The organism is Paenibacillus sp. MER 99-2, assembly GCF_023714095.1.
Taxonomy (GTDB): domain Bacteria; phylum Bacillota; class Bacilli; order Paenibacillales; family Paenibacillaceae; genus Paenibacillus.
This window is the reverse complement of the sequence record NZ_JAMAUZ010000004.1, coordinates 269,901-286,053: the sequence shown is the minus strand read 5'-3', so window position 1 is coordinate 286,053 and position 16,153 is coordinate 269,901. Positions and strand designations below refer to the sequence as shown.

Annotated in this window: 20 protein-coding genes; 2 read left to right on the top strand and 18 right to left on the bottom strand. The window is 47.5% G+C overall.

All coding sequences use genetic code 11. The features are described from left to right. Window positions 1-541 precede the first annotated feature (541 nt). A complete protein-coding gene (locus M3636_RS19770; protein ID WP_251383720.1) occupies window positions 542-1,060 on the top strand; it encodes a YcxB family protein in 519 nt (172 codons plus the stop codon). A gap of 257 nt (window positions 1,061-1,317) precedes the next feature. After that, window positions 1,318-1,617: a hypothetical protein gene (locus M3636_RS19765; protein WP_128100668.1), complete on the top strand. Its 300-nt coding sequence runs from the start codon at window positions 1,318-1,320 to the stop codon at window positions 1,615-1,617. Between the two features lie 160 nt (window positions 1,618-1,777). Here the strand turns inward: M3636_RS19765 and M3636_RS19760 are convergent, their stop codons facing one another. The 18 genes from M3636_RS19760 to M3636_RS19675 form a co-directional block, all read right to left on the bottom strand. Continuing rightward, window positions 1,778-2,722, bottom strand: coding sequence for a glycoside hydrolase family 25 protein (locus tag M3636_RS19760; RefSeq protein ID WP_251383719.1), 945 nt, complete (start codon window positions 2,720-2,722; stop codon window positions 1,778-1,780). A gap of 467 nt (window positions 2,723-3,189) precedes the next feature. After that, window positions 3,190-3,675 carry a phage holin family protein gene (locus tag M3636_RS19755; RefSeq protein WP_251383718.1) on the bottom strand — a complete coding sequence of 162 codons (486 nt, stop codon included), beginning with the start codon at window positions 3,673-3,675 and terminating at the stop codon, window positions 3,190-3,192. Between the two features lie 621 nt (window positions 3,676-4,296). Next, entirely contained in the window at window positions 4,297-4,446 is a 150-nt protein-coding gene (locus M3636_RS19750; protein ID WP_251383717.1) for a hypothetical protein, read from the bottom strand. After that, complete coding sequence (locus M3636_RS19745) at window positions 4,446-4,739, bottom strand: hypothetical protein (protein WP_251383716.1); 294 nt, start codon at window positions 4,737-4,739, stop codon at window positions 4,446-4,448. The genes M3636_RS19750 and M3636_RS19745 overlap by 1 nt, the downstream gene beginning before the upstream one ends. Before the next feature lie 12 nt (window positions 4,740-4,751). Beyond that, a complete protein-coding gene (locus M3636_RS19740) occupies window positions 4,752-5,879 on the bottom strand; it encodes a phage tail protein (RefSeq protein ID WP_251383715.1) in 1,128 nt (375 codons plus the stop codon). Further along, window positions 5,879-6,469, bottom strand: coding sequence for a YmfQ family protein (locus tag M3636_RS19735; RefSeq protein ID WP_251383714.1), 591 nt, complete (start codon window positions 6,467-6,469; stop codon window positions 5,879-5,881). The genes M3636_RS19740 and M3636_RS19735 overlap by 1 nt, the downstream gene beginning before the upstream one ends. After that, the gene (locus M3636_RS19730) at window positions 6,429-6,647 is read right to left on the bottom strand and encodes a hypothetical protein (protein WP_251383713.1); all 219 of its coding nucleotides are present in this window, start codon (window positions 6,645-6,647) and stop codon (window positions 6,429-6,431) included. The genes M3636_RS19735 and M3636_RS19730 overlap by 41 nt, the downstream gene beginning before the upstream one ends. Then, the gene (locus M3636_RS19725; protein WP_251383712.1) at window positions 6,640-7,779 is read right to left on the bottom strand and encodes a baseplate J/gp47 family protein; all 1,140 of its coding nucleotides are present in this window, start codon (window positions 7,777-7,779) and stop codon (window positions 6,640-6,642) included. Before M3636_RS19725 ends, M3636_RS19730 begins: the two co-directional genes overlap by 8 nt. A gap of 4 nt (window positions 7,780-7,783) precedes the next feature. Then, window positions 7,784-8,239: a DUF2634 domain-containing protein gene (locus M3636_RS19720; RefSeq protein ID WP_251383711.1), complete on the bottom strand. Its 456-nt coding sequence runs from the start codon at window positions 8,237-8,239 to the stop codon at window positions 7,784-7,786. Next, a complete protein-coding gene (locus M3636_RS19715) occupies window positions 8,232-8,603 on the bottom strand; it encodes a DUF2577 domain-containing protein (protein ID WP_251383769.1) in 372 nt (123 codons plus the stop codon). The genes M3636_RS19720 and M3636_RS19715 overlap by 8 nt, the downstream gene beginning before the upstream one ends. A 31-nt stretch (window positions 8,604-8,634) precedes the next feature. After that, window positions 8,635-9,618 carry an XkdQ/YqbQ family protein gene (locus M3636_RS19710; RefSeq protein WP_251383710.1) on the bottom strand — a complete coding sequence of 328 codons (984 nt, stop codon included), beginning with the start codon at window positions 9,616-9,618 and terminating at the stop codon, window positions 8,635-8,637. Beyond that, entirely contained in the window at window positions 9,615-10,250 is a 636-nt protein-coding gene (locus M3636_RS19705; protein WP_251383768.1) for a LysM peptidoglycan-binding domain-containing protein, read from the bottom strand. Before M3636_RS19705 ends, M3636_RS19710 begins: the two co-directional genes overlap by 4 nt. 54 nt (window positions 10,251-10,304) lie before the next feature. After that, a complete protein-coding gene (locus tag M3636_RS19700) occupies window positions 10,305-12,014 on the bottom strand; it encodes a tape measure protein (protein WP_251383709.1) in 1,710 nt (569 codons plus the stop codon). Window positions 12,015-12,211: 197 nt separating this feature from the next. Further along, window positions 12,212-12,646: a phage tail assembly chaperone gene (locus M3636_RS19695; protein ID WP_128100657.1), complete on the bottom strand. Its 435-nt coding sequence runs from the start codon at window positions 12,644-12,646 to the stop codon at window positions 12,212-12,214. Window positions 12,647-12,860: 214 nt separating this feature from the next. Beyond that, window positions 12,861-13,268 carry a phage tail tube protein gene (locus M3636_RS19690; RefSeq protein WP_128100656.1) on the bottom strand — a complete coding sequence of 136 codons (408 nt, stop codon included), beginning with the start codon at window positions 13,266-13,268 and terminating at the stop codon, window positions 12,861-12,863. A 180-nt stretch (window positions 13,269-13,448) separates the two neighbouring features. Next, a complete protein-coding gene (locus tag M3636_RS19685; protein ID WP_251383708.1) occupies window positions 13,449-14,912 on the bottom strand; it encodes a phage tail sheath family protein in 1,464 nt (487 codons plus the stop codon). Beyond that, on the bottom strand, window positions 14,912-15,112 hold the full coding sequence (locus M3636_RS19680) for a YqzN/YkzM domain-containing protein (protein WP_430701090.1): 201 nt from the start codon (window positions 15,110-15,112) through the stop codon (window positions 14,912-14,914). Before M3636_RS19680 ends, M3636_RS19685 begins: the two co-directional genes overlap by 1 nt. 66 nt (window positions 15,113-15,178) lie before the next feature. Continuing rightward, window positions 15,179-16,105: a hypothetical protein gene (locus tag M3636_RS19675; protein WP_251383707.1), complete on the bottom strand. Its 927-nt coding sequence runs from the start codon at window positions 16,103-16,105 to the stop codon at window positions 15,179-15,181. Window positions 16,106-16,153: the final 48 nt, after the last annotated feature.

Below are 16,153 nucleotides of genomic sequence, written 5' to 3'. Positions count from 1 at the left end.
GTACAACATGCAAAATGCTGATCCAAGAAACCGTTGAGGCGTGTATCACATACTATCTGTATCTATTAAGGGCTTAACATGCCCATGATACCTTTAATAAATTTGAGCAAATCACGTTGGGAATAGAAGACAAATTGAGAGAGAGAGAGAAAGAGAGAAATCAAACAATTAAACAAAGGTCAATTGAAAAGAGTAAAAGCTTGGTCACTTGTTTTGGGTATGCACATATACTCATTATCATAGGGATCGATCAGATAGAAACTAACATTGGAGTGGTATTCAAGGGTGTTGGAATATACAACAGGGAGACATTACAATAACTTTGAGTGTTATAGTCTTGTCATGATGGGAGGATTATGCTCGTAAACTGTGGCAAAAAACCATTTTGTGTAACTTACTTTACATCACATTAATCATTTAGACAAGAGATTTACATACAACGATCATCAACTTTATGATCTATGTTATTTTAAGTTACATAAAGCACAAAAATAGAACATAGATCGACAAATTTAGAAGATATGAATGGAGGCGATTCATTGTGAAGCTGCAGTTCAACCTATCCTTTGACGATCTAATCGACCTACAGAAAAATGTGATCTCAAAATCCAAGCATCATCGTAAGGTAAAATATATTTTACTCTCTGCGTTTCCTATTTCTTTGTTATTTTTAAATCTCATTTTTCAGCGACCCGTTTCACTTGTGATTATTGGAACCATTCTACTATGGATCATCGTTTTCCCTAGCCTATACAAAAAATTAACACTCTTCTCCATAGTTCGGATGATGAAAAAACAGAATTTAAATGGCGTTCTTGGCCCTAATACGATGTTGTTAGATGAGCAAGGCATCACGCGAACGACGAAGAACAATCAAAATTTCTTGGCATGGGATCAGTTTGTCGTTGTACGGGAGGATGAGAAGCACTACTATCTACACGTTTCTGATTTACAAGCGATGATTCTATCCAAAAGGGCATTAGAAGATGATCGCACCAAAGAAGCATTTCAGCGGTACTATGATTCGTATTTTGTGCCTTTGTTGGAGAAACAGAATTAAGGGTTGGTTGCGCATGCAATTCCGATGATAGAAAAGCCTTGAAGGTCGATGTGACTTAGTTTTTTTAGGTTTCATTACCTTCAAGTTATTGTGAATTTAGAAAATAAAGTTGATCACCTCACTTCAGTTTGCACCCATTTTCCCTACTCTCGTATAACTCTGAATATATGTAGCAAAATCAGGCATCGTATGTTAGACTACCCAGGACATGATGACCATTATTTAATCATAGCAATCATTCTTAGGAGGGAAAAACATTGAAAAAGCTATTAACTGCCGTACTTAGCTTAACCGTCTTACTTTCAGCGACTTCAGCTGTTATCATTCAGCCAAGCGTTGAAGCTGCCACCAAAAAGAAAGAAAGTACATATCAAGAAAAAATGGCTTACTACAACAAACAAATTAAAAAAATCAAAGGGCTGATAGCAACACTGCAAGCCAAAAGAAAACATCTCGAAACATCCTCAGCGGCATACCGGGCTAGTCTTACGAAAGAAGATGAGTACCTCGGTCAACTGATCTACTACTACACACTGATCAGTAAGCTAAACCAATAGGATAATTGATTCGAAAAGTTAATCTCAGAGTAAAGGTCATCTAAGGTTCCGATTAGAAAGATATATATAGATAGTTCAGCTGCCTTTGGTGTAGCGAAGTTTTATTTTTGGCTCTAAACAATGAAAGACGCCATCTCATTAGAGATTGGCGTCTTTGGTATTACTTTTTAAACAAACCTCTACGGTACATAACCGTGATAAAACGATAAAAATCGTAACTCGCTCCGTTATCAATGCTAAACAACGGGTTCTTCGGATCATAGGCTAGTGCAGCTTCTACAGCTGCTTTGGCCCATATCGGAACCTCCATTTGCTGGCGTGCCTGTAGTCTCTCCACCTGTGCCTTCAACGCATCAAACGCTGCTTTCTCTTCGGTTGTCATCGGTTCGCCCCCTTTCGGTGGTTCGGTTGGGTTCGGCGGATTCGTTGGTTCTGTCGGTTTAGGTGGATTTGGAGGTGTCGTTGCAGGTGCATATCTGGCTCGTAGCTGCGCTGCCGTCCCTTCAAACTCATTCATGTCGACGTTGCCCGCAATGCCGTTCACCTTACCTGAATCCGTATACTGCCAGAATGTCCAACGCTTCCAAGCAGGCTGATCATCCGGTACCCGTGTGTTGCTGTAACGCGCGATCCATAGATCATACGTACCGAGCGAGGCATCAAAGTTTCCAGCAAATGAATTGCCCGTATATATAATTGGTTTTATGCCAGTAAGACGTTCTAATTCGGTTAAAAAGGCTTTGGCTACAGTGTTCATCTGCGCTCTGCTCAAATTACCGGGGTTATTCTCGTAGTCCATGACCGGAGGTAATTGTAAAGCCTTCGCACCCCCGACCTTCTGTAAAGTGTTCGCATAATGCGCTGCTTCTGCTTTGGCGATCTCTGTAGAGGTTCCACGGAAAAAATGATACGTTCCCACCAGCATGCCAGCCGCAAGTGCGCCAGCCACATTTTGCTGAAAATTTGGATCGGTATACGTTCGTCCCTCCGTTGCCTTGATGAACACAAATGTCATGCCACTTGCCTTGACTTTGGCCCAATCAATCGTGCCCTGGTAACGGGAGACGTCAATGCCCTGTGTGTTGCCTGGCGTTCTCGTTTGCATGGTTCTCACACCCTTTACGCGGCAAGTTTGCCGTTTGTATATAGTAGATGTCAGGACAAGGTAGTTTGCCTGTGTGCATGTCCTGATGTTTTGGAAGTTTTGAGGAGTTTAGGAGGAAATGTTGTTGGATTAGGTTTAGTGGTTGCTGGATTGGTTAGGGTTCGTGTGGTGGTGTGTTATAAAACAAAACTCGTTATCGGTTAGGTACCAATCACTAAAATGACAGAGATCTCTTCAATTGTTGTTTTCCATAAATTTTGGATTCCTAATTCGTGGGTAAGATTAATCATTTTAGTGATAAGTAAAACTGTTGGATCTACTCTATTCCTAGTTTATTAGCTAAATGATTCTAAAATATTCTTCGAGGCTAGTCCTATTCGATTTGCTATAGGTTTGCTTTCTACACACTATTTGAATTGCTAGTAGATTTGTTTTTTGTGCGGTAGATGAACAATGTAAAGCTGCAATTACTTTTTATCTTTTTTCTTTTGTACGTCACTATCATCATCCGTTTGAGTAAAAAACTCATTAGACTTAAAAGGGAGGTTACCGGGGTGATCCCCGGCTCCTCCCTTACCCTTGAGCACTTCAATGGCCTGCCGAATCGCAGGCGGAATGGGCGCGCCCAGCTTGCCACCATTTTCAATAATAGACAACAACTCATTCGCGATATAAAAAAAGGCGACCGCATCCCTGAACAAATGTCCGTCTCCCAGAACACCGTCCACCAGATGAGCCACCGATACCATTGCGAAAATGAATACCTTACGTGCAATGCCGAACAATCCTGTGTTGCTCTTAAGCGTGCCTGTCATAGCTGCCGCTGCAAATCCTGTCATATAATCCAATGCTACAAACACCAGCAATACACCCAGTACACCAGACCAACCACCAAAGAAGTATGAGGCTGTCGTGCTCCAAACAGCCACAAGCCATTTACCTACTGTTTCCATCTCACTTCCCCCTGCATTCAATATAAAATGCTCCCTGACCGCTCCAGAAAATGTAACTTAATGTTTTTCATAAACTAATTATGCATAAACTCTCCAAACGTACGACGTACTTAATTCAGGAACAGGGAACATGCATGTAGTATTATTGACATAACTTCCAGCTGAATCGAGAATTGCAAAGAACGCTCTATTAAAAAAGAAAACGAAATGATTATTGTAATTCTTTATGTCTCTTACATAACTCCCTAATAACATTGAATTTCGATAAATAGTTATTACTTTAGGTAAATTATTACGAAAAGCTGAAGCATAAGAATTATCGTTGATAGTTAAGGAGCCCACAATCCGTATCCTTCTCCTTCGGAATTAAACGATACATGAGAGTATTTATTAGCATTGTGGCTTACTGAAGTTCCCGAAACAGTTAATATTAAAACGGCATTCTGTGAAAATCCATCAATCAAGCTGTTTTTAATCAAGAAATTATTTATTAAAGGCATGACTGCACCTCGTTTCATTGGTTAGAAAAAGCCCTCCGGTTGTTCGAAAGGCATAAAAAAAGCCAACCAACAAAGATTGGTTAACCTGATAATACCAAATAGCGCACCACTGGGGCACGCATTACTTGACGTTATCCTTATTAATCAGTTCTTCTCTTCCTTGCTGCACAAGATATGCATCGATTCCATCTCTTAAATCTGGTCTCCTCTCACATACGTACTCATATGTGAAAGCTCCTTCGATGATCCGCATACCCATGTAAATAGCCATTACAACCCACCTCCCATAATCAGATCATCCATAGCTGCCTTGATGACTTCCTGCTGTTTTCTTAGCTCAGCAATGTAGTCCTGCCAGGTCATGGGCTTGCTGTAGTTGTAAAACAAGGCATTGTCCTCTAAGCGAATGTGCAGCTGTGCTGTCATTCCAGGGATATCCTCTGAGACAGGGACTTGCTTGTCAATCCAGATATCATGTGTGGTCGCCTGGTCAGGATCGGCGTTGTAGATCAGGGCGGTGACTACAGGTGTAGAGCCTTCGCCTGTGTGCTTAACTAAAATCATGGTTGAACCTCCTTAGTATGAAATGACGGTTGAGTTTTGGAATGTTACATAGGCACGACCCGCGTTCGAACCAGTACCTGACCCGATTCTAAAGCGCGAACTCAGGTATATCGGTTTTGTAAAATCGACTCTAGTTATCGTTGTCCAAGCTCTTGGAACACCATTTTCAACATAACGGAATCGTTTGTTCAGCATGTCAATTTCCCAAGAACTGTATTTATACTCGGCGGTGCGTGAGTAGTAATCGACATAGTACCCGACAATCTGATGGATAAAGTTAAAGTTAGTGACACCAGGGTTACGGAATATAAAACCCGCCATTGTGGTTTGGTCAGCCCAAGGTGTCGCCATCCCTAGAATCATACCGTCATAGTCATAGATTAGGGTGGTCTTGTCTTTGGGTAGCTCTATCAGATCTGTAAACAGATCATCGGTTCCTGGTGTTTGCCCTACTCTCTCTATGGTTGATGTCAGCCTTGTGTATGTCATAGGGTCTAACGATCCGGGTACGTTGTACATGGACTTGCCTATGCGAATGTTTTCAGGCACTAGGTTAGTCTCCCCAGGAACCGTGATTGCGGTGTTGTAATACCCAGCTAGCAAGGTTCGTGTGCTTGTTCCTGGTGTAACCACCCCACCAGCTCCACGGTTTGGCATTGTCCCTGTAAGTCCATTTGCTGATGCATTACTAAACGTTGCCCCAGACAACACCTGTGCTGACGTTGCATTACCCGTGGCTCGGATTACCCCAGCCATCTTAGTAATGAGTTGTGCCCATGAATCGTTTGTGGATGCCGAAACGCCTATGGAGTTGAGAGCGGCAACCACATTGACCTTAGTCTCAACTCCAAGTTCCTTTGCCGCTAAAGCCTCAGTCATGACCAGACCTAAAGCTTTTTCTGTAGCTACCAACGCCTCAGACGTGCCATTCGTTTTATTGGACAACTGCACCTTCCCCTTCTGCGTCAAAGACGCATCAGGAATATCCATCTGACTCACTGCTTCACGAAGCGTATCCAAATCCTCGCGCGTTGCCACACCCGCATCAATCTTTTCAAAAATCCCATTAATACTCTCCCGGGTTACACTCTCATTCCCAAGGGGCAAAGGTAACTTCAGTCGATCGGTTTCTTTTGGCATTATGCCCATACCTCCAGTTCGTTCCACGTCAGGGACGCGGCATCTAGTTCATCCCAGGTGACCTGTTTGTTGTCCAGATCGTCCCAGATCAGATAGCGATACTCGTACTCCACAGCCATATGTGCTGGCTTCAGCTCATCGATTGCCCGTTTGAGATCATCAATATTGGGCGGAATGCCCATCGTATCAACAAAACTCACGGTAAAGCTCCATGCTTCCGGCTGAAAAGAAACATCCACCTTACCTCCGGCATACGCCTCAGCCACATTGGCAACAAGCCTACCCGAGAACTTCCCAGCTCCTCTTAGCTTGGATTCCACGACAGCACGCCGTTGTTCAACAGGTTTGAGACGATCTGTTTCGATACCCAGCTCCTGCTCCCAGTAGCCTAATCCCCATGTTGCCGTACGAACAAAAAATTGATCCAACGTCTCATCCAGTGCCTGATACAGCAGATCCATCTCAGTACCTTTGGCCTGCATATCCGCTCGTATCACCCGCGAAGTCTCATAATAACCCGGCAAATATGAGAACAACTCGCGCCCCTTATCACTCGTCGGTCCAACATGTGCAGCAGAAGGAGCACTCATGTCCAGCATCCTCCCTTCCTTTCGCTCCAACCTTGGCAGCTTCACTCAAACACACCTCTTGCTCACCATGTTCTCCACTCCCAACCGAGCCTGAACCTTTTAAATGCCCTTCATATCCCTCACTGCCTCGGTCTCCGCATTCGCTGATTGCTCCCACCACCTGAACAACTTTATTCATGCACATCCACCGTTCCTAACACCGCCACCTGACTTGCCGTCATCTCAATATTCTGGTCACTTACACCATTCACGGTAAGCTCCGAATAGTCGATGATCGGCGGAATGTCGAGCAGGATGGCAGCAATACGTGTGTAGCGAACGAGCGGATCGGCAAAAGCAAGCTGCTTCAGATACGCGGTCACCCCGCGTTCGATTAACTCCTGCACATCGGCTAGCGTGGCATCACTCGCCAGTGTCAGCTTCACCTGAATGTTCATCGGCACTTCCTCTGCCGGCATGACGGTTACCACAGGCCCTGCGGGTGCAACACCTTCCCCTTGTCCATCCTGTGTTGGATCTACGTATTTCTGCACGGTTGTCACCAGATCACTGCCCGCAGCTCGTTTTTCTGTATCCAGCAAATACAGCCCCACGCTGCCTGGCCCCTGCCAGAGCGGAATAACTCGCGTTGCTCCAACTCCCGGAACTTCGCTTGCCCACTGTACATATTGAGCTTTGTTTCCACTGGTTCCCTGATTGCGGACTTTGGCATAGAAGCGCTCCAGTAGAGCGGTATCTGCTTCGATATCCGCACCACCCTTGATTACATCCACGTTTGTAACGGAAGTCACACCGCTCATTGGTGTAGACAGCACGGTTACCGTGCCTGCTGGCACATTGCTCTCTTTTCCCGCAACGAGTGCTCGTACACCGACCATGCCAGAACCATCTTCATCTAGCTCCACACGGCCAACCGTTTCATATTCTAACGAGGCTTCGCCCGATACTTCATCTGCGAGTGTTGCCACTACGGTGCCTGCTGGCACCACTTTCCCCGGCGTACCCACGAATCTCACTACACCTTGTGCCACCACTGCAGCCCGCCGAACAATGCCATGCTCCCCAGTACGTAAATCCAGCTCCTCCGAACGGAAATTTGGATCACTGCTCGCAGCGGTACTTGCGAATCCACGCCGTAATAATTCCTGTGCCCAGAGCGCTGCCTCAGATAACATGAACGCTACCGGTGCCTCTGCATCCCACAAGAAAGAACCCTCTGACTTATCCAGATCCGCGGGCAGACGATCCAGCATGCGCTGCATAATCTGTTCCTCCGTCTGATCCTCCAAATAACGCGGCATCTCAGCCATCCCGTCAGATCACCTCACTTTCCAAAATAAACATCTCTTCCTGCACACTCGCCACCCGACAAGAAAACATACATTGCTCAAGGTTCCAGTTGAATGTGAACTGATCTACCGATTCAGTGCGCGGATCTGCCAGCAACGTCTCACTCACCATACGAGCGATCTCACTTTCCATCACACCCCGGCGATCCCCCTGCCCGATCAGATCCTCTAGCTCGGAGCCATAGTTCCGAGAATAGATCACATGCCGGTACCGAGGTGTTTTGACCGCTTTGATGCACCACTGCACCCAGGCCTCATGAGCATCTGCCACAGCGACCTTCCCACTCGGAGTCAGCACAAAATCCCCCGTATCATAGTCGAATCGCCAGCTCCGTCCAAACGTCACCTCTTCCGAAGCCGTACCCGACAGATCCTCCTCATCGCCCCAGACCACACCTCTTTCAGGAAACAGACTAGGCATTCGCACTCACCACCTTACACAACACTACAATGTCGTTTCCACTATTCACGCGCATGGCAAGTACACGATCCCCAGGTTTCAAGCCTTTTCCCAGCGACCAATTGGCTTCTTCTGCTTCACTCTCCTGCAAAAGAAACCGTCCTACGCTCGTCGTCCCGCCATTCGCCACATCACCGATCCCTGAGATTGCGCCAACAACCTCACGCTCCGGCAGCGTCAATGTTCCGGGAAACTCAGCAACAAGGTAATCCTGCACCTCATGCTTGAAATCATCCAGCTTCACACCCGACGACGTCACCGTGCCCAACACAGCACCCATCCCACTAACGGCTTGGCGAGAATGATTGCTCATCGCACCACGCATCACATCGGCAAACTGTCCATATGGATCATCGTTATTCAAGGTAAACCCTCCTTCTCACCATCTCCGCCGTAGCTAGTTCCAACGTCATCGTTCCAGCTCCAGCCAGATCACGGCTCACCGACATGACGATCAGCTTTAGTCCTTTCAATAACACGGCATCCCCGGCACGAATGGTGTTGATATCTGGGGCAGTTACGGTAAACGTCTCCTGAATCCCAGCCAGACGACTCTTCGCCAGTTTCTTAGCGGCGGCGGCTGTTTTCACCTGGTCGTCCTCGATCAGCTTCTGCAATGTACCGAGTTCAGCTACACCATCCTGCTCAATGGCGAGCACTTTGGAGGGAACCTCTTTCCCGCTCCCCGACTCTGAAGCCGCCATGACTTTTACCTTTGTAACAGCACCTTCGAGCGTCCGCATCTGCGTCAGATCAATGAGCCGATCCAGCTCGTGCACCTTCGTGTTACTGCCCACCTTATATAGCTGCAACCCGCCAGACGTCATTCGAGGATGGTACATGTCCCCACCTGACTTCGCGGTTTCCTTCAGATCGGCAAACACCATCGAGAAAATCGTCTGCGCCCGATACACCGCCTTACCAAGCTTGGTTTTCGTATCTGGCAGCGTGGCACAGGGAATTTTCCATTCCTTAGCGTACGTTTTGAGCCGCTGCGTCGCGGTCTGATCCTTCGGTAACAGGAACTCATCCTCTGACTTCTCCAGATAGATCATTCGATCGTACACCGTAAGAGACAATCGCTTCGTGCCACTATTGGAGCTTTCGACCTCCCAGATGACAGCAGGATGCACTAAAGGAACCTTCGATTTTTCGCCAAAAGGAACCCCGCTGATCCGCACCGGCATCCCCGGTGATATCGAAGGTAGACCCGAATATGCAGACACCGCCAGCCGGATGTTGGCCTGATAGGCAATCTGTTCGAGCGAATCCTTCAGCGTAATCGTCTCCACCAGTTTGGTCACGTCGTATTGATCATCAATGATGACTTGATAGGTCACGGCATCACCAGCTTCTGGCCTGGCTTGATTCGGTTCGGATCACTGCCGATGGTCTTGGTATTGAGCTTGTAGATCTCGTTCCATTTGGAACTGCTCCCAAGCTCCAGCTTGGCTATTTTGGACAGCGAATCCCCAGATTTAACAACGTACGTCTTGTTTGTCTTTTTCAGATCTGTGCGAGTATTTGTCTTGCCTGGCTGGCCTGCTGTCTTCGTACTCGTCTTCTCTACCTTCGAGTCCCGCCAAGTACGCATGGTGAGGTCAAAATAAATATCCCCACTCTCCCCACCCCGAAAGGTCGTATTGTGGGACACAAGATAGACAGGCACATTCACACCTGTGTTCGTAATAATGAAGCGCAGCGGTTTCTTCGATACTAGAAATGTATTCAGTATGTTCATCGCTACACGTGGATCGGGGATATCTGCATACGTGCAGTAGGATGCATCGTATTCTTTGGGAAAAAAAGAAGAGAAGGTGATCTCCTTCACCTTCTCTCCCTGTGCAAAATCAAACTCACCATGCTCCAGCATCTGAATCGTCTCATACCCTTTGGTACGGGAAATATTCAGTTCTTCCGGATTTACGGGAAATTGAAATAATGTTGTTCCGTCTTTTAACGTGAACTCCATCTCAATCCCTTTCACTTTATCTTCAATTACACTCATACCTGACCTCCTTTCATCCTAGGCCATGATCGTTTTGCGGTTCTCCATCGCTCGTCGTACCTCACTTACCACACGCTGTCCGACCTGACGGGCAAGCCCATCATAGTCAATGGCATTCTCACGAACGGTAACTTGCACCGCACCTACGGGAACATTTACAGCAATCTGGTTTGTTGTCTCGGTTTTGAAATCCTTGAGGTAACTCGACAAACTACTCATCTGATCTTCCGAGATCTGTACGGTCATCGGGGATGATTTGCCATTAGTTCCTGCTGTGGACTGCGATCCATTGCCCGCATTCATTGCCTGCATCTGCATCATGCTCGAACCTTGAAATGCTGCCGAAGTGGGTTGAACCCCCATCGATGTTGAATACGCCCACGGGCCTGTGGTCAAGAGCGCGGAAGGAATATAAGGCGGAGCTAATGCAGGTTGTACTGAAGGGGCTGGAGGCACAGGTGCAGGAGGAACCTTCTCTTCTTCCTTCGAGCCAAACCCGAAGAAATTGGAGATGCCGCTCGTGATGTTTTTCGTTTTTTCTGCGACATAGTCTACCGCACCAGATACAGCATTGCCCACGCTCTCGGTTGCGCTCGACATGAAATTGCCAATATCCTTCGCTTTGCCGCCAATCCATTCGCCCGCAGCACTTCCTGCCCAGCCGCCAATTGCACCACCCACATACGTGCCAATCCCAGGTAAAATCACACTCCCAATGGCGCTACCAATCGCGGTACCCGCAGTTCCGCCAATCATGGAGCCTACGGCTCGCCCACGCTCCCCAGCTGGAGCAGAAGCCACATTCGCTACGTCTGCCAACATGCTGATCGGTCCCAGCAATTTTCCTGCTCCCTTGGCTAAACCACCGCTTAATTTACTAAACATGCCGTTACCCGAAAACAGATTGGACATGCCCATAGGTGAACCTGACAGGGTGCCTGAGCTAAAACCGGATTTCCCTCCACCTCGCATCATTTTATAAAGCTTGTTAGTAGACAGAGCTTCGCGAATCCCTTTCGGTGATACGTCTTTATGAATTTTAGGACTAGTTGAAGCGGGGGTTGGAGTAGAGTTTTGGTAGCTTCTACCGCGACGTCCTCCTGACACTTTTCGGGAAGGTACACTTGTCGGATTGGCGTTTCCAGTCCTTGAAGTAGTACGAGTTTGACTTTTACCTTTGGGGCTCTTTTCTTTTTTAAACTTTTTATCCCAAGCTCCCTTACCTTTTCCGAATAAATCGGTCAAATTATTGGCGAAATCAACCATATTAATTATTTTATCTAACATGCTTTCATCTTCTTTAGCCAAATTATTGACTGTAGTATTATGACTTCCAATAGTAACTGACATTGAAGATCCGCTCGCCGGATTCATCTTGCCCATCGCCACTTCAACCTTCTGGCGCACCTCGACAGATACCGTTCCCGATGCCTTAACGATCTGTCCCTGAACTCGGTTCAGCTTTGCCAAGATCCGATCCAACGCAGGACTTAGCTGATCGTTCAGTCCAATCGTTGGTATGATGCGCAATCTGCTCAATCGAATCGCGGTACTGTACACATGCTCCAGTCTGCGCCCGGTTGTTCGCAGCTCATTGTTGGTCTTGATTAGACTTTGATATCGCACCCTGCCCAGCCGTTCGGTTGAACGCTGAATCTGATCCAGATAACGAAGGGTTGTCCGCATCTCCGCATTGGACTTACTTAGACCTACAATCATTTCAGCCATCTAATTCACCTCCTGTCATTCAATATGGATTCCTCTACCTTACCGATTGTTTTGCTTCGTGATTGCATCCATTTCCTCTTCCGAGAAAGCAAGCAACAACGAGCGTTCGCCTCGGGGTAGAGACCAGAACTCTCCGGGTCTTAGATGATGACGCACCCACATGTGATAGAGGAACGTTGTCATCCCGCCGGAGTGAATTAGTTTTTTAGGTCTTCAATCTCCACGCCGAACCCGGATAGCTCCAGCACTTTGTCACCCACCGCATCCAGCTCACCAGCAAGCAGCATGCGACGAACCGCTTGTTCCCCACCCGACAACTTCATGCGCCCAGTAATGCGGTTGTCGCCCCAGCCGGATAATTCCAGGCTGCGCACTTGCAACTTCACGGTCGCTTCGGAAATAAGCAACGCATTAAACGTCTCGGTATCCACCTTTTCCTCGGTGCGACCCTTGACCGTTTTGCGAACGGTACAACGTTCACGAATCTGATCGACTTTGGAGGATGTCAGTCCACGCAACGTAAGCAGCAGATCCAACCGCTGAATGCGCACATTTTCCTCTGGCAATCGCTCTGCCGCTTCAAATAGCTGGTCCAAAATTTGCTCTTCTGACAGCTTTTCATTCATACTCATCGAGGCATGTCTCCTTTAGGCTTCCTAAAATGTACTCGCATTACAAAGAATCCGCACAAACATAAGAAGCAGACCGAGTTCCCCTCAGTCTGCTTGTTTCTTTTCTCTGCCTTACCTTTGCTTGTTCTTTGCTGTAATTTCGCCTTATCCTTGCTGTTGCCTTGATTGCTTTACCTATTCCTCTACCGTCCTTCGTCTTGCTAACCTACGAATCTTAGTTCACTACAATCGGATTGAGCAGCTCAAATCCTTCGAAGGTAAAGCCCGTTTCCTCCGGCACTTCTTCGCCAGCTGTCCAGTTGGCTAGTTGAATTTTGTCCACCATGCAGCCTTTCAACAACACACTCTCATGTCCATAGGACTCTGGATCATCCAGCTTGGAGATAATCTGGAATTTAGTGAAGCCACGTGTAATCATATCCGAGGTAACTTTGTACCCTGTCATCGTACCTGTTCCTTTTTTCGCTCCATTCTTGTGCACCTTCCAGTCGTTGCCGACCAGATTCAGCTCACGCTTCTCAATCTCTACACTTGCTTCCAGCTTGTTAATATTGGTCTGCCACGTACCATCAATATGCAGTTGACCATGGGTACCGAGAATAACTCTTGATGCATCTAACATGAATATTCCTCCTTGGGATCATTGAACGTATCGATTCGCGTAAACCATTCGTTCACATATTTTTATTTATGGATATGATTAAACTTTGCCTCATTCGCTTACTTCCACAGCCAGCTAAACTCGTTTATCTTGAAACAGCACACTCTATACACGAACTAGAAATCGCCCTCTTAACAAAACTTATTGCACATAAAAAGTACCAAATAATTGCTCCATCACATCCGTCAATTTCACATTCCATTGCAAGTACACCTGATCTGCTTCCGGCTTCAGAATCGGAGCTGTTCCATAATACGCCGGATCGAGAACGACATCGTATCCTGACGCCTCAATCACATTGCTCTGCGCGAGCAGTGCCAGATAGGCTTTCATCGCCCCAATCAATGCCTGGCGACCTTCCTCCGTGTTATTCACTTTACCGATGTACGTGTCCTCAGCAGAACGCTGTAGGTCTACGTTAATAGCATCCATCACACGGATGGAACGGATTTTTTTCCATGCATTATTCTGCCCGGCCACGGGTGCAACCAGCGTATTCACACCACGCAGCGCTTTCACCTGACGACCATCGTGGAAGAAAATAAATACACCATTCTGCACAGCCTGCTCCTGTTCAGCTCGTGTCCAGCGACGTGTCACATCATCGAACGGGGTAGGTGCATACGTGGTAGATTCATTCAACCGCTGACCTGCGATCAGACCTGCAACATACGCAGAGGTCTCTGCCGAGCTATAGAAGGTGTCCCCCAAACGCACACCCGTACCCACGTTAACAACACCCTCATGGTTCAACTGCGCTGAACGAGCCGATGCCTTCTGAGCAGCACTCGCTGATGTATCATCTGCTGCGGAGCCGCCAAATACGGCGATAACCGGTTTACCCTCATTACGTACACGCTTGACCCATGCGCCAAAGCTTGCAAGTAGAGGTGCATCCGCAGCCTGATCCAGAGCCAATACATCGAATTGTTCACCTTCGAGTGCCTCTTGTACTGCAATGTAATCCGCATTGGTCAGACTGTCGTTACCACTCACACCGCCTCTGAATGATGCACCAGCAACGGTTGCCACCTCGCCCGTACCATCTCCAATCGCTACGGCTGTTACCCATACGTTGCTCTCATCCGCATTGATCTGTTCTGCCAGAGCTGCACCTGTGATATCTGCTGTCACCAGCGCATACAACATGCGATTGCCTTCGAAGAGACGCACTTCATGCTTCGTATTATCGATGATGCCAGGTTGAATCGTGACGTAGAAATCATTACTCCGATCCCCTACATACTTGGCGTCCAATTGCAGCACATCTTCGTCGTTCCGATTCTTGAGCGTAAGACTTCCCGCCTTCGCCGTTTCTCCCACGATCCGATAGGCTAATAACTTCTTCGGCCCACCGAGTAGCGCAAGCTTCAGAGAAGTATATGCTGTCCCATTGTCCTGTGCACCCGCTGAGAAAGACCGTTCAATCGCTGATTCGCTGCCCACTTCTACAAAAGTCCCCGCCGGCCCCCAGTTTGCCTTCACTGGTACTACAACAGTTCCGCGATTTCCTGCCTGAATAGACGATGCTGCCGCCGCCTGAAAATTCATATATAAGCCCGGAAGTACCGGACGATTCGTCTGCTCCCATGATCCGCCTGCCATTAGCCCTTCACCTTCGCTTTCATAAATTGGTTAATTCGTTCTTGTGCTTCCGCAATGGAAAACGTCTGCGCCGCTGCTTCACTCAGCGCCCCATACAGCACCTCAGCCTTAACGGCAAAGAGGGCTTCTGCATGATTGATTAGCTCGGCTCGCGTGTACTTCGCGTCGCCTTGTTGGGTATGTTCGATTGAGCTTGTCAACGCCATCTCACCTCATTTGGATATAAGTTCAACACGCATTATTAATAAATTTATTGTGATTCAGGCTTATTCTATTCCTCTGCTATGATGCACCTGACGAATGAAAGGTACATCTATTCCTGGGCGACGAATACGCTCCTGTACGGTCAGACGGATCTGTCCATTCAGGTAGGCGTCAGCCTGTAAATCAGCAGAGACGTCATCGACCGTGACATATCGCCTGCTCTCGCTAGTTTCTTCGCTCCCCGCATCAGTAATTGCAATTCGTGCTTGTATCCCTAGCTGTTCCACAAGCCTAATTACAGTGTTACGTGTCGCCACTGGATTTCTAGTCATGACATGTCCCACGAACTGCTTGCGAATCTCCAGTGTAGAAGCACCCGCCTCGGCGATATCGTAACTCGCCAGTCGCCACAAGACAGAAGGGGACTCGTACCCTCCAGGCCACGTATCACAATAGACAGACCAGGTTGAACCAAGCTCTGTTTGTGTCCAATTCTGAAGTGCACACAGCGAATAGTCCTGCGTTTCGATGGCAAGATCTTGTTCAAAGAACTCAGGTACATATACTCCGAATCGCAGACTACGTGTAATGAAGCTTGCACTGGAGTCTATTCGATCACAATCAGAAGATCCGAGGTAGATACAGGTGAAGGCATTTCCCTCCGTATCCTGAAGTCGAACCTGATGTAATCCCTCCATCAGCTTGCTAGACAAGACTTCCAACTGTTCTGTTCCACCCTCAGTGAGTCCCACATATGGAGCAATACGAATGATTCGGCGGTATCCTGCCCAGCTAGACTTAGGTACTTCTTCGGCAAAAGCAACGACAGCACAAGGCTCATTTACCAACTCACCCGGTGCAAGAGCACCTCGTACCTGACCCTGCCACGCTGGAACAAATTCAGCAAGCTTCTGCTTTAATGTCTGTTTCATGAGCGTGCTCATCCTGCCCATGCCGGCTGTAGAATTTTCTTCATTTGTTATAGACACATTTATTTCGCCCCCTTCGGCTGCAAATGTATGATCTGCCCCCATTGT